The 13,473-nt window shown below is 59.2% G+C and carries 12 protein-coding genes; 8 read left to right on the forward strand and 4 right to left on the reverse strand.

Translation table 11 applies throughout. The features are described 5' to 3' along the window. Positions 1-11 precede the first annotated feature (11 nt). Positions 12-1,847, reverse strand: a complete 1,836-nt coding sequence (gene ilvD, locus ABJM11_RS12530) for a dihydroxy-acid dehydratase (RefSeq protein WP_348296229.1) — start codon at positions 1,845-1,847, stop codon at positions 12-14. 144 nt (positions 1,848-1,991) lie between these two features. Between ilvD and ABJM11_RS12535 the strand changes: the two genes are divergently transcribed. Together ABJM11_RS12535 and ABJM11_RS12540 are read left to right on the forward strand one after the other, a co-directional pair. Then, positions 1,992-3,248 (forward strand): HDOD domain-containing protein, encoded by a 1,257-nt coding sequence (locus tag ABJM11_RS12535; protein WP_348296230.1) that lies wholly within the window; start codon positions 1,992-1,994, stop codon positions 3,246-3,248. Between the two features lie 55 nt (positions 3,249-3,303). Continuing rightward, positions 3,304-3,882, forward strand: a complete 579-nt coding sequence (locus ABJM11_RS12540) for an LON peptidase substrate-binding domain-containing protein (protein WP_348296231.1) — start codon at positions 3,304-3,306, stop codon at positions 3,880-3,882. An 8-nt stretch (positions 3,883-3,890) separates the two neighbouring features. Here ABJM11_RS12540 and ABJM11_RS12545 read toward each other — a convergent pair whose 3' ends face one another. The 3 genes from ABJM11_RS12545 to ABJM11_RS12555 are packed head-to-tail and all read right to left on the reverse strand — an operon-like array spanning position 3,891 to position 7,356. After that, the gene (locus ABJM11_RS12545) at positions 3,891-5,345 is read right to left on the reverse strand and encodes a bifunctional DedA family/phosphatase PAP2 family protein (RefSeq protein ID WP_348296232.1); all 1,455 of its coding nucleotides are present in this window, start codon (positions 5,343-5,345) and stop codon (positions 3,891-3,893) included. Beyond that, positions 5,342-6,340: a GGDEF domain-containing protein gene (locus ABJM11_RS12550; RefSeq protein WP_348296233.1), complete on the reverse strand. Its 999-nt coding sequence runs from the start codon at positions 6,338-6,340 to the stop codon at positions 5,342-5,344. The genes ABJM11_RS12545 and ABJM11_RS12550 overlap by 4 nt, the downstream gene beginning before the upstream one ends. Then, the gene (locus ABJM11_RS12555) at positions 6,337-7,356 is read right to left on the reverse strand and encodes a GGDEF domain-containing protein (RefSeq protein WP_348296234.1); all 1,020 of its coding nucleotides are present in this window, start codon (positions 7,354-7,356) and stop codon (positions 6,337-6,339) included. Before ABJM11_RS12555 ends, ABJM11_RS12550 begins: the two co-directional genes overlap by 4 nt. Positions 7,357-7,537: 181 nt before the next feature. Between ABJM11_RS12555 and ABJM11_RS12560 the strand changes: the two genes are divergently transcribed. From ABJM11_RS12560 to rodA, 6 genes are all read left to right on the forward strand, one after another. Further along, entirely contained in the window at positions 7,538-8,794 is a 1,257-nt protein-coding gene (locus ABJM11_RS12560; protein WP_348296235.1) for a glutamate-5-semialdehyde dehydrogenase, read from the forward strand. A gap of 6 nt (positions 8,795-8,800) precedes the next feature. Beyond that, positions 8,801-9,433 (forward strand): nicotinate-nucleotide adenylyltransferase, encoded by a 633-nt coding sequence (nadD, locus tag ABJM11_RS12565; RefSeq protein ID WP_348296236.1) that lies wholly within the window; start codon positions 8,801-8,803, stop codon positions 9,431-9,433. Between the two features lie 87 nt (positions 9,434-9,520). Further along, positions 9,521-9,871 carry a ribosome silencing factor gene (gene rsfS, locus ABJM11_RS12570; RefSeq protein ID WP_348296237.1) on the forward strand — a complete coding sequence of 117 codons (351 nt, stop codon included), beginning with the start codon at positions 9,521-9,523 and terminating at the stop codon, positions 9,869-9,871. Between the two features lie 2 nt (positions 9,872-9,873). Next, positions 9,874-10,344, forward strand: a complete 471-nt coding sequence (gene rlmH / locus ABJM11_RS12575) for a 23S rRNA (pseudouridine(1915)-N(3))-methyltransferase RlmH (protein WP_348296238.1) — start codon at positions 9,874-9,876, stop codon at positions 10,342-10,344. Positions 10,345-10,353: 9 nt separating this feature from the next. After that, positions 10,354-12,246, forward strand: coding sequence for a penicillin-binding protein 2 (gene mrdA / locus ABJM11_RS12580; RefSeq protein WP_348296239.1), 1,893 nt, complete (start codon positions 10,354-10,356; stop codon positions 12,244-12,246). Beyond that, a complete protein-coding gene (gene rodA / locus ABJM11_RS12585) occupies positions 12,246-13,388 on the forward strand; it encodes a rod shape-determining protein RodA (RefSeq protein ID WP_348296240.1) in 1,143 nt (380 codons plus the stop codon). The genes mrdA and rodA overlap by 1 nt, the downstream gene beginning before the upstream one ends. Positions 13,389-13,473: the final 85 nt, after the last annotated feature.

A 13,473-nucleotide genomic window follows, 5' to 3' on the forward strand; every position in this document is an offset into this window, starting at 1 on the left:
GCCCGATGCATTCAGTCCAGTTTTCCCAGGTCTCTGACCGCGCCTTTATCGGCACTGGTTGCCAGCAACGCATAGGCTTTCAGCGCTGCTGAAACTTTGCGAGGCCTTGCCAGTTCCGGCTTCCAGCCCTTCTGGTTCCGCTGATCACGGCGACGATCCAGCTCGCTCTGATCTACCTCCACGTTGATGGAACGGTTGGGAATGTCGATGCGGATCAGGTCGCCATTTTCGATCAGGCCAATGGCGCCGCCTGCCGCTGCTTCCGGAGAAGCATGGCCGATGGACAGGCCGGAGGTTCCGCCGGAAAAACGGCCATCCGTCAACAGGGCGCATTCCTTGCCCAGGCCTTTGGATTTCAGGTAACTGGTTGGATAGAGCATTTCCTGCATGCCTGGCCCGCCACGCGGGCCTTCGTAGCGAATAATGACCACCTCGCCCGGTTTGACTTCGTCGTTGAGGATGCCAGTAACCGCCGTATCCTGACTTTCAAACACCCTTGCCTTACCGTCAAACACGTAGATGCTCTCGTCCACGCCTGCCGTCTTGACTACGCAGCCGTCCCGGGCGATGTTGCCAAACAGGACCGCCAGTCCGCCCTCGGAAGAGTAGGCGTGCTCAACAGAGCGGATGCAGCCGGTTTCCCGGTCACCATCCAGTGAAGGCCAGCGGGTACTCTGGCTGAAGGCCGTCTGGGTGGGGATACCAGCAGGGCCTGCCTTGTAGAACTCCACGACTTCCGGTGTCGGTTCCTGCATGATGTCCCAGGTTTTCAGGGCTTCGCGCATGGTTTTGCTGTGCACTGTCGGCAGGTCCGTATTGATCAGCCGGCCACGCTCCAGTTCGCCCAGGATGCCCATGATGCCGCCGGCGCGGTGTACGTCTTCCATGTGGTATTTCGGCGAGTTGGGTGCAACTTTGCACAATTGCGGAACCCTGCGGGAAAGCTGGTCAATGTCGTTGAGGGTGAACGGGACTCCACCTTCCTGCGCTGCCGCAAGCAGGTGCAGAATCGTGTTGGTGGAGCCGCCCATGGCAACGTCCATGATCATGGCGTTTTCGAACGCCTCAATGGAAGCGATGCTCAAGGGCAGCACGCTGGCGTCGTCTTCTTCGTAATAGCGCCGGGCATTCTCTACAATCTGCCGGCCCGCCTTGAGAAACAGCTGCTCACGGTCGGAGTGGGTGGCAAGCAGCGAGCCATTGCCAGGCAGTGCAAGACCAATGGCTTCGGTCAGGCAGTTCATGGAATTGGCGGTGAACATGCCCGAACAGGACCCACAGGTGGGGCAGGCACTGCGCTCGTACTCGGCAACGGTTTCGTCATCTGCGTTAGGGTCAGCGGCGATCACCATGGCATCCACCAGATCAAGCTTATGCTCTGACAGTTTGGTTTTGCCAGCTTCCATGGGGCCGCCGGAGACGAATATGGTGGGGATATTCAGGCGCATGGCGGCCATCAGCATGCCCGGGGTGATCTTGTCACAGTTCGAGATGCATACCAGCGCATCGGCACAGTGTGCATTAACCATGTATTCCACGGAATCGGCGATGATTTCCCGGGAAGGCAGCGAATACAGCATGCCGTCGTGGCCCATGGCGATGCCGTCGTCCACAGCGATGGTATTAAATTCCTTGGCGACGCCGCCCGCCTGCTCGATTTCACGGCATACCAGCTGGCCCAGATCCTTCAGGTGCACATGGCCGGGAACGAACTGGGTAAAGGAGTTGGCAACGGCAATAATCGGTTTTCCGAAGTCTTCATTCTTCATGCCGGTGGCGCGCCAAAGAGCGCGTGCGCCAGCCATATTGCGGCCTGCGGTGGATGTCCGCGAACGATACTGGGGCATGGGATTCTGGTCTCTCTTCTGCAGCTTGGTCAAAATCGGAAGGCAAAAGGATACCAGATTACCCCTTGATCGCATGGTTGTTTTGACAATCCGCGCTTACAATGTGTAACAGAGTTAATGAACAATTGATCAAGGAGTAGTCCTATGGCAGGGCGGGAAAGCCTGCCACTGCGTCGTCTCAAACAGTTTCAGCCGTTGAACCGGTTGACCGACGACCAGTTGGTGTTGCTCGCAAGCCGGGCGGAGCGTAGAACTCACGGCCCGGGTCAACGGGTGGTAGAGCGGGGTGTCCGTGATGGCCTGGATTTCTTCCTGATAGCAGGTAGTGTGGAGCTGGAGTCCATTGACGGGCGTAAATCCACCATCGATGCGGAGAGCGACAAAGCCGTCAACCCTATCGCCAGGTTACAGCCGCGAATGTATGACGTGACGGCGACCAAAGCCAGCGAGTTTCTGGTGATCCAGCAGGATATCCTGAACCAGCTGCTGCGCTCGGCACCGGTGCCACAGGTGGAAATGGATTCCGGGGATGGCAATGACGATGATTCCAGTGAAGAGCACCACCTGCTGATGGAGTTTTATGCCGAGCTGCGCTCCAACCAGCTCAGCCTGCCCAGCGTTCCGGACGTGGCGTGGAAAGTTCGCAGAACCGTGGACCGCGAGGACTCCACCGCAGACCAGGTGGCCAGCGCCATTTCCGCGGACCCGTCTATGGCAGCCAAGCTGGTTCGCGCCTGCAACAGCCCGTTGTACAGGGGCTTCAGCGATGTTCGCAATGTCCGTGAAGCCGTCGTCAGGCTGGGTATGCGTACGACCCGCCAACTGGTAACCGTGTTTTCAATGCGGGAGGTCTTCAAGACGAAGCAGGCATCGCTGCAGAAAGAAATGGACAGGCTGTGGCGTCACTCGCGCGAAATGGCGGCACTGTGTTGGGTACTTGCCGACAGCGCGACATCCATCAACCCGGAGGAGGCTCTGCTCGCCGGTTTGCTGCATGATATCGGGGTGGTGCCTGTGCTTGTCCAGGCCGAACATCATGTCAATCTTTTTGCGGATCAGGCCAATCTTGAGCACGCCATTGGTGAGCTCAGGGCAGATGTGGGCACCGCGATCCTGGAAAGCTGGTCGTTCCCCGCAAGCTTTCTGGAAGCCACGCGCCACGCGGAGGACTGGGGCCACGAAAGCCGGGAATCAGCACCCCAACTGGTGGATATTGTCATTGTAGCCCAGTTGCATGCCATGATTGGTTCCAGCCAGAATGGCAGCCTGCCTCCATTTGATGAAGTGCCCGCCTATCGAAGGCTGGGTGAGCTGGAGCTGAACGCTTCCCGCAGCCTGCAACTGCTGACGGAAGCCCGTGCAAGGGTGGACGAAGTCCATCGCCTGCTTTCAATACACTGAGGATTTGACAGGGTAGTCAGTCTTCTGGCGCTCTCTACTGGTGACAATACCAACAATGAATGTACCTCTTTTTCCGTTGAACTCCGTTGTGCTGCCCGGGGGAAGGATCCCCCTGCAGCTGTTCGAGCCGAGATATATCGACATGCTTACCCGTTGCCTGAAGGAAGATCGTGGCTTCGTCGTTGTGTTGCTCAGGGAAGGGCTTGAAACCGGCACGGCGGCTGCTTTCTATGACATTGGCACCTATGTGCGCATTATTGATTTTCAGCAGATGGATAATGGCCTGCTGGGCATCACGGTCGAAGGTCAGGACAAGGTGACAGTAGTGCGTTCCTGGCAGCAGCCGGACGGCCTGAACGTGGGCGATGTCGAGTGCCTGCTGGCGGAAGAAGAGCGGCCCGTTCCGGAGCGTTTTACCGAGCTGCCCTCCGTGCTCAAGGCCCTGTTTCGACATCCGGTCATCCGTGAGCTGGGTATGAGCGTGGATTACGAAGATGCCCGTGACGTTGGCTGGCGGCTGACAGAGCTGCTTCCTCTGGACAAGCAGGAAAAGCAGCGCCTGGTAGAGCTGCAGGATCCGATGGAGCGCCTGGAACGGCTGTTGGGTCTACTGGAAGCGCTGGAACAGAACTGACGATACGCTTAGTCTGCCCCTGGTCCATAGAGGAGGGCAGCTGTCGCCCAGTGTTCCGTGATATACCAAATGATGTAAAGCATCCAGGCGACACCCGCCGCTAGTAAAGTGGTGTCCGTTGTGAGCGGGATGTTGTCATAACGGCTGTAGCTGGCTCTTGTCAGTCCTGCAATCGAAAGCCCCAGAAGAAGCCCTCCGACCACGTCTGTAAACCAGTGAACCCCCAGGTAAAGACGGCTCAGCGCAACCAGGACGATGGGGATACTGAATAAGAGATAATACCGCCATCGCCAGCGATGCCGGCTTTCCCGGGCGATGAAACTGGCGGCCAGTGATGCAAAAACGGTAATGCCGGTGGTATGGCCACTCGGAAACGCGCCGGACGAGGGCGGCCCCTGCACAATATCCGGCCGCGGTATCGCCGTCAGGTATTTGAAGGCCCACACCAATAGCGTGGCCAGCAAGGCGGCACCCAGAATATGCAGCGTTGCCGCGTAAAAACCCCGCACACCCAGGGCCATGGCTGCCAGTACGGCAGCGGCCAGCAGTATGGGGGGATCTCCCAAAAGTGTCACCAGGATCATCACCGGGTCCATCAAGGGGTTTCTGAGCTGCGCCAGCCATTCCAGTGTCAGGGTGTTGAAAGGCTGGAATATCTGCGTTTCCGTTGCCAGTTGACCCAGCATCATGAAAAGGGCCCCGGCACCCAGTGCCATGGACAGGGAGGGCAACGGAAACTCGCCGGCCTGGGCCGGCCGCTGGCTGGTGTAAAGCCGCCAGAAGCGATGAGTGGCGTGATAGCGGGCCATCAGACTGGCAAGCCAATGGTAAAGCTGGCTGCTGTGGCCAAGCCCGAGCTGAAAACGGATAAGCAGCAGGTAGATCACCAGCAGAATTCCGGCGCTGATGCCGATGACGGGGTAAAAATGGGCCGGTGGCTCAAAATCGCTGGTCAGTGCGCTGCCGACCAGGTAGCCCGGCAACACATAAGTGGGGGCCCAGGCGACCGCCGAGGAGAAATTGAACACCAGAAATCGCCGCCAGGGCATCAGAAAGGCACCCGCAATCAGTGGAATGATGGGGCGTATCGGACCAACAAAGCGCCCGATAATCACGCTCTTACCCCCGTGAAGGTGAAAAAAGACCTCACCTTTGGCGATAAAGCCCGGAAACCGGTTTAGTGGCCATAGCCTTTCCAGGCGGCCCTGGAACACTCTGCCCAGGGCAAAGCTGACACTGTCGCCGGCAATGGCGCCCGCTGCTGCCCACAAAAGCACTTCCATAATCGGCAGGGATACCTGGCCGGCAAGCGCCGCCACCGCGAAAATGATGGCCACGCCGGGAATCAGGATACCGGCCAGCGCGAGTGACTCCAGGAAGGCGGTGGCGAAAAGGGCGACCGAGAGCCAGCCGGGGTTAGCACTGAGCCACGCAGTCATTGCCTGCAGCCACTCCGAACTCATGGCTGGCGAACTTCTCCCTGGCTATACCAGACTGAGTCGGCTCCCCGCTTCCTGGCCTCCTCCAGTGCCTGCCGCACCCGTTTCCGCAGGTCGGCCGTGCGGGTGTCTGTGCCGGCACGGGTGGTGCAGCCCAGGCTGACAGTTACCTTGCCCGCCAGGGGCCAGGTCTGTTCTGAAATTGTCCGTCGAATACGCTCGGCGATGACCCTGACGCCTTCCTCCGGAGTGAAAGGCAGAATAAGGAAGAATTCTCCGTCCTCGAGCGTGTAGAGCGTGTCGCCTGCACGAATAACACCGAACAGGTGCTGGGTGAGATCCCTTAACAGCCGCTGCATGCCAGCCTTTCCGTGGAGGTCCTCGGCTTCATCGGCGTAGTCGATGGTGAGGGAGATGACAGACAGTGAGTGAGACATCTCGATCGCACGGCTGATTTCCTTCTGCAGGGTTTCATCCAGAAAACGTGCGTTATGGGCGCCGGTCACCGGGTCCGTTATCGCCAGGTCTTCGGCGGACTGTGCCATGTGGTCGTAGTGCCAGATATAAAGGGCTGCCACCGAAATGAGTGCAAAAACGCCCGAGCTGATGGTGACGGCATGGGTGAGCGACTGCGTTAGCAGAAGGAATAACACGAGTGCTACCAGTAACAGCAGTGAGAGAATCATGCCCTGACGCAAGGGCAGGATAAGCAGGTTCAGAAGCACCAGGGGCATGACCCAGTGACTGATACCGGGCGGATCCAGTAGGTACATGGCTGCTACCAGGCCGCTATTGAGCGCCGTCAGGAAGATCAGGTGCCCCGGAGCCGAGAGCTGATGGCGGCGACAAAGGAACGTATAGCCAGCTCCGGCGATGGTCAGCAGTGCCAGGCCGGACGCCAGGAAGAACAATTCATAGAAGCCATAACGAAGATTCTGGAAAGCCAGGCTGGCAATGAAAAGACTGGCAAACAGGTAACCGGCCAGGTGAGTGAAGCTTCTGAGGCGGGTCTCGGTCATGATGCGGGCCCTCCGGTACCTTCGGTGCCTACTGGTGGGGCGGTGTGGGACCAGGTGCTGTAGGACTGCGCCCGGTTGCCGCCCTGCTGTTGGGCTCGCCGGAGAGCATTGGCTGCTGACTGTTGCAGGCTGTCGGCGTCGTCGCCAATATTCAGCCCCGCAATACCGGCGCTCACGGTAAGGTCGAGCTGATGGGAGGCCAGTAGTGTGCTCAGACCCTTGCGGATGGTCTCCGCCAGGGTCGCGGCCTCTGTGGTTGCAATGCCGGGTAGAATTACCAGGAACTGCAGATCCGCCACGCGGTAGTAGGTGTCGAAATCCCGCAGTTGCGAGTGCAGGTAGCGGCCAATTCGTGGCAATATGGAGCGAATGTCGGCGTCGGGGTTGCTGTCGCTGAGGTGGGTGTCCAGGCCGATCATGATTACCGACATGTCGATGCCTTCCCGTTCGCTGCGCTGGATTTCCTTGTGCAGGTCGGCAGAGAGGTATTCGCGGCTGGCCGCCTGGGTCAGTTCGTCGGTGCGGCGCAGGGGCGCCAGCTGCCGGGACTTGTACTCCCTGAGAAAGACCAGTAAACCGGACAGCATGATGGTCAGCAGCAGAGCACTGATCATCTGGTGACGTTCCGGAATTCCGCCGGACCAGTGGGCGGCGAATATTGCCATTATGGCAATCAGGACAGTGACGCAGGCTCCCCATATAACTGGAAGCAGGGCAAATCCGATCAACGGTGCCACGTAAAGCCAGTGGGTCAGGTTCCAGGGGCCGGTCCACAGGCTGGTGGCCAGGAGCATTACCAGGGCACCGAACAGCAAGCGATGAATCGTGGGCCAGGGCTGCCCGAAACGGCTGGGGTGGAAAGCGCTGCTGGTGAAGATCAGCCCAGCGCCGGTGATTGCCGTAATGGCGGTCAGTGGCTGTCGCTGAACTGCCGCGAATAGAGCAATTGAGAGCAGGATCAGGAATCCTGTTCTCGATAGTCGGCTTAGCAGGAATTTTTCGGCCATTTGGGCCATGGTGTCCGTCCTCTCCCGGGCGTCCGTGTTGTCAAAGCATACAGCAGGTACTGTTCAATGACCCGCGTATTGAAGTGAGTCTGGGCGGTATAATAATCGCTTGGGATGCGTACTTGAAACGGGAAAGGTAAAGTTAGTCACTGATTCGCACAAACAGTTCTAAAATCTTAAAGGTAATCGGATGGATATTGCAGCTTACATGGCTGACGTGGGACGGCAGGCACGGGAAGCCGCCGTCTCGGTCGCTCGATCCACAACGGCAGTTCGCAATCAGGCCCTGGTGGCAACGGCGGAAGCTCTGGATGCGTCGAGAAGCGAGCTGGTCGCGGCAAACGCAAAGGATCTGGAAAGTGGCCGCAATAGTGGTCTGGATGAAGCAATGCTGGACCGTCTGGAGCTGACGCCGGCACGCATTGATGCAATGATCGAGGGGCTTCGCCAGGTGGCCGCCCTGCCGGACCCGATCGGAGAAATTACCGACATGACCTATCGCCCCTCCGGCATACAGGTCGGGCGTATGCGGGTGCCTCTCGGCGTTATCGGCATTATCTACGAGTCGCGCCCTAATGTGACTGTAGAGGCTGCCAGCCTGTGCCTGAAATCCGGTAATGCCACCATTCTGAGGGGCGGCTCTGAGGCCATTCACTCCAACCAGGCTATTGCAGCGTGCCTGGCCACAGGGCTGGCCAATGCCGGGCTCCCCGGTAATGCCGTCCAGGTCATCAAGACGACCGACAGGGCCGCGGTAGGAGAGCTGATCACCATGCCCCGGTTTGTCGATGTGATTGTTCCCCGGGGCGGCAAGGGCCTGATTGAGCGAATCAGTCGTGATGCACGGGTTCCCGTGATCAAGCACCTGGACGGAATCTGCCATGTTTATATAGACAGCCATGCCGATCCGGAAAAAGCCATGGCGGTGGCGGTCAATTCCAAGACGCAGCGCTACGGTACCTGCAACACCATGGAAACGCTGCTTGTGGATCAGGAAATCGCCGATGACCTCCTGCCATTGCTAGCGGCCGCGTTCCGCGAGAAAGAGGTAGAGCTCCGCGGTTGCGAGCGCACCGTGAAGATACTGACGGATGTGGTTGCTGCTGTCGAAGAGGACTGGGCGACTGAATATCTGGCTCCGATTCTTGCGATAAAAGTGGTCGACGGTCTGGATGGTGCCATCGCCCATATCAATCGCTACAGCTCGCAGCATACTGACAGCATCATCACCGAGAATTACACCCGGGCGCGCCGGTTCCTGACGGAAGTGGATTCTGCGTCCGTGATGGTGAATGCCTCCACGCGGTTCGCGGACGGCTTTGAATATGGCCTGGGCGCGGAAATCGGCATTTCGACGGACAAAATACACGCCCGGGGCCCGGTTGGCCTTGAAGGCCTGACATCGCAGAAGTACGTGGTGTTCGGCGACGGCCATATCCGGACCTGATTCTGCATGCATGTCATTTACGGCGGTACCTTCGATCCCATTCATCATGGCCACCTGCGCCTGGCAGTGGAGCTCCGGGAGCGGCTGGGCGTGCCTGAGGTGTCACTGATGCCGTGCCACGTACCTCCACACCGGGATGTTCCCGGCGCCACCAGCGAGCAACGGGTGGCGTTACTGGAGTTGGCCATAGCCGATGAGCCAGGGCTTACCCTGGACGAGCGCGAGCTGGGCCGCGAGGGGGCATCCTATACTGCGGAGACTCTGCGCCAGATCCGTGCCGAACTGGGCCCGGACGAGCCAATAGCAATGGTTCTGGGTACGGACTCCTTCGCTGGTTTTGATCGCTGGCAGGAATGGCAGCGCATTCCCGAGCTGGCGCACATTGTGGTGGTGCGGAGGCCAGGACCCGGCCTAACACCGGGTAGTGTGCCGGCGCGCCTGCTTGCCGAACGCTCCGTCAGCGGGGTGGAAGCCCTCTGTCAGGCCCCCTGCGGTCATATACTGGAGCTCGATCCACCCTTGCTGGATATCTCCGCGACAGGTATCCGCGAGCGGATCCTTTCCGGTCGCTCACCCAGGTATCTTATGCCTGACAGTGTATGGCAGGAAATTCGTCACCAGGGACTGTACGGTGTGTGACCTTGCGGGAACTTTTAGTGCTACAATCCCGTCTGAGTATGACTTTTCGGGCGGCCGCCTTCGCCGCCGCCCGCCAACAGGGTGATTATGCAGGCTGAGCAACTGAAAGAACTGGTCGTGGGTGCGCTTGAGGACGTCAAGGCGCAGGACGTAAGCATTATTGATGTCAGGGGAAGAACCAGTGTAACCGATTATATGGTGCTGGCTTCCGGAACCTCCAACCGACACGTGAAATCCCTGGCGGATTCGGTGCTGTCGGAAGCGAGAGATCAGGGTGTCAGAGCCAGCAACGTGGAAGGTGCCAACGCCAGCGACTGGATTCTGGTTGACCTTGGTGATGTCGTGGTCCATGTCATGATGCCGGCTACCCGCGAATTCTATGACCTTGAGCGTCTTTGGCGCGATGCCCCGGATCTGGGTGTTGCAGGAAGCGAATAACAATGCGGTTACGCCTGGTCTGTGTAGGGCAGAAAATGCCCGAGTGGGTCAGTCAGGGCTTTAACGAGTATGCCCGCCGCATGCCGCCGGAAATGCCGATTGAGCTGGCAGAAATACCCATGGCTCACCGTGGCAAAAATCCGGATATCCCCCGGCTGATGCAGCGGGAGGCTGACTCGATTCTTTCAGCTGTGGGCCGCCGCGACCACGTCATAGCGCTGGAAGTGGGTGGTCGCGCCTGGTCCACCGAGAAACTCGCCAGCCAGCTTGAGAACTGGCAGCAGGACGGCAGGGATGTGAGCTTCCTCGTAGGCGGCCCCGACGGCCTTGCCGATGCGTGTCGGGCCAGAGCTGACCAGCTATGGTCACTGTCGGCACTGACCCTGCCGCATCCGCTGGTGCGTATTCTGCTTGCCGAGCAACTTTACCGGGCCTGGTCTGTCACCCGCAATCACCCATACCACCGGGCCTAGGAAACGTATATGCCCTGGGGAGAATTCAAAGACATCGCAGCTGAACGGCGCCTTTTCCAGCGGCGTACCGTGGTGATGTTACTACTGGTGTTTGTGTTACTGAGCCTGCTGATAGCGCGAATGTATCAGTTGCAGGTTGTTGAGCACGACATCTACACCACGCTTTCCGACAAGAATCGTGTCCAGGTGCAGTCGGTCGCCCCGCCCCGTGGGCTGGTCTACGACCGCAACGATGTGCTGCTGGCCGAAAACCGGCCGGTGTTCAGCGTCACCTTGGTGCCCGAACGCGTTGGCGACATGGGGGAGACCCTTACCAAGCTGCAGGGTATGCTCAGCATCACTGACGAGGACATGGAACGTTTTCAACGGAGGCTGCTTGAGCCCCGCCGCCCCTTTCAGGAACTTCCTCTGCGATATGATCTCAACGAACAGGAAATCGCGCGCCTGGCGGTTCACCGGCATGAGTTGCCCGGTGTGGAGGTGTCGGCGGAGCTGGTGCGTTACTACCCCCACAGCGAGCTGACGGCTCATGCCCTTGGCTATGTCGGGCGCATCAACCGGGAGGAACTGCAACGAATTGATCCGGTTAACTACGCGGGTACAAACTATATTGGCAAGTCCGGTGTGGAGCGGTTCTACGAAAAGCTCCTGCACGGGCGCGTCGGCTACCAGCATGTTGAAACCAATGCGCGGGGCAGGACTTTGCGGGTGCTTGAGCGCGAGAACCCCGTGCCCGGCGAGGACATCCGGCTACACATGGATTTACGGCTGCAGCGGCTGGCGCATGAACTGCTGGATGGCCGGCGTGGCGCCATTATTGCGATTGAACCGTCGACCGGGGGAATATTGGCGCTTGCAAGCGTTCCCGGCTTTGACGCCAACCTGTTCGTAACCGGTATCGGTGTCGATGCCTATCGCGAGCTTAGCAGTAGTGTGGATAAGCCGCTCTTCAACCGCGCTCTGCGTGGGCAATACCCGCCAGGTTCAACCCTTAAACCCATGCTTGCCATCGCTGCCCTGGACAGCAATGCGGTCACCCGGGACAAAACCATCTGGGACCCCGGATACTTCCGGCTGACTCCTGGCGGACGTCCCTGGCGCGACTGGAAACGGGGTGGCCACGGCTGGGTTGATCTAAAGTCAGCGGTAGCCGAATCCTGCGATATATATTTCTATGAAGCGGCTGTCACCATGGGCGTGGACACCATGCATCGGTATCTCGCTGAATTCGGGTTCGGCGAAGATGCGACTCTGGACGTTGCGGGTGCGTTAAGTGGGCTACTGCCATCCAGGGACTGGAAACGGGCCGTTCACAGCGAGCCCTGGTACCCGGGCGACTCCGTAAACCTCGGTATCGGCCAGGGGTACATGTTGTCGACACCGCTTCAGCTGGCAACCGCCACGTCGGTTCTCGCCAACCGGGGGAATTGGGCCGAGCCACGACTGCTGAAAGACATCAGGGGCGACCGGTCGGTTGACGAGGTTCTGCCACCCGGTAGTCATCAATCCATCGAGCTTGAGAACCCGGACGACTGGGAGTATGTCGTGGAAACCATGGCGGAAGTGATGCACGGCAGCAAGGGAACTGCTCGCCGTGCAGCCAAGGGCGCTCCATATCGCATGGCTGGCAAAACCGGCACCGCGCAGGTATTCAGTCTGGCGGAGGACGAAGAGTACGACGAGGAAGAGATCCGGGAGCGTTTGCGGGATCATGCCATGTTTGTGGGTTTTGCGCCGGTGGATGACCCTCAGATCGCTGTTTCGATAATTGTGGAGAATGGCGGCAGCGGAAGTGGTACCGCCGCACCTGTGGCGCGGGCAATGTTTGATGCCTGGTTACTGGGCTTTCCCAATGAAGGAGAGGCCCTGGTGGTGGGTGCACCAGAGGGGGATGCTCGCTGATGGCAACTGGAAGCACGTTCAACCAGTCCCTGCGTCATCCGTTGTCAGGCCCCCGGGGCATCTGGTCTTTTTTGCACATCGATCCCGTGCTGATGCTGCTTCTGCTGGCGCTTATCGCCGGGGGGCTCATCGTGCTCTACAGTGGGGCAGACCAGAACATGGCAGTGGTCAAGGCCCAGTGTGTGCGCATGGGTGTGGCCCTGGTCGTCATGCTGGTGTTCGCCCAGCTCGATCCTTCTGTTTTCAGGCGCTGGGCACCCTGGTTGTTTGCCGCGGGTGTTGCAGGTCTGGCTGCGGTATTGCTGGTGGGGGTCGGCGCCAAGGGGGCGCAGCGTTGGCTGGCTATACCGGGGCTGCCGCGTTTTCAACCCTCGGAGCTTATGAAGCTGGTGGTGCCAATGATGGCGGCCTGGTACCTGTCGCGCCATTACCTGCCACCGCGTCTTCGCCATGTAGCTGTGGCGCTGGTAATCGCGCTGGTGCCGATGGCGATGATTATCCTGCAGCCGGATCTCGGCACATCCCTGCTGGTGGGGGCGGCCGGCATCTTTGTGGTGTTCTTTGCCGGGATCAGCTGGCGACTGATCGGCGCCTTTTTTGCAATGGTGTCTGTGGCGGCGCCACTCATGTGGTTCTTTGTGATGCGCGAGTACCAGAAACAGCGAGTGCTGACCCTACTTGACCCGCAGAGCGATCCCCTGGGTGCCGGCTGGAATATCATCCAGTCGAAAACCGCGATCGGCTCCGGCGGAATGGATGGCAAGGGCTGGCTTCAGGGTACGCAATCGCACCTGGAGTTTCTGCCCGAAAGCCATACCGACTTCATCGTGGCCGTGCTGGCCGAAGAGTTCGGTTTTGTCGGTATGCTGGCTCTTCTGGTGCTTTACCTGCTGATTATTCTGCGCTGCCTGTACATTGCCGCCACTGCTCAGGATTCATTCAGCCGCCTGCTGGCCGGAGCGCTGACCATGACATTTTTCATCTACGTGTTTGTCAATGTTGGTATGGTCAGCGGGCTGCTGCCGGTGGTTGGTGTTCCGCTACCGCTTGTCAGCTATGGCGGAACCTCCAGTGTTACGCTTATGGCGGCTTTTGGGGTGCTGATGTCCATCCAGACGCACAGGCGTATGATCAGTGCCTGATGGTGTTCATGCCAGCATGGACGGCGGGTAATGGTTGCTTCACAGGTGGCCGTGATAATCTTGGCAGCCTCATACTTGCAGGGAG

This window comes from Marinobacter sp. (genome assembly GCF_039977835.1).
In the GTDB taxonomy this organism is placed as follows: Bacteria; Pseudomonadota; Gammaproteobacteria; order Pseudomonadales; family Oleiphilaceae; genus Marinobacter.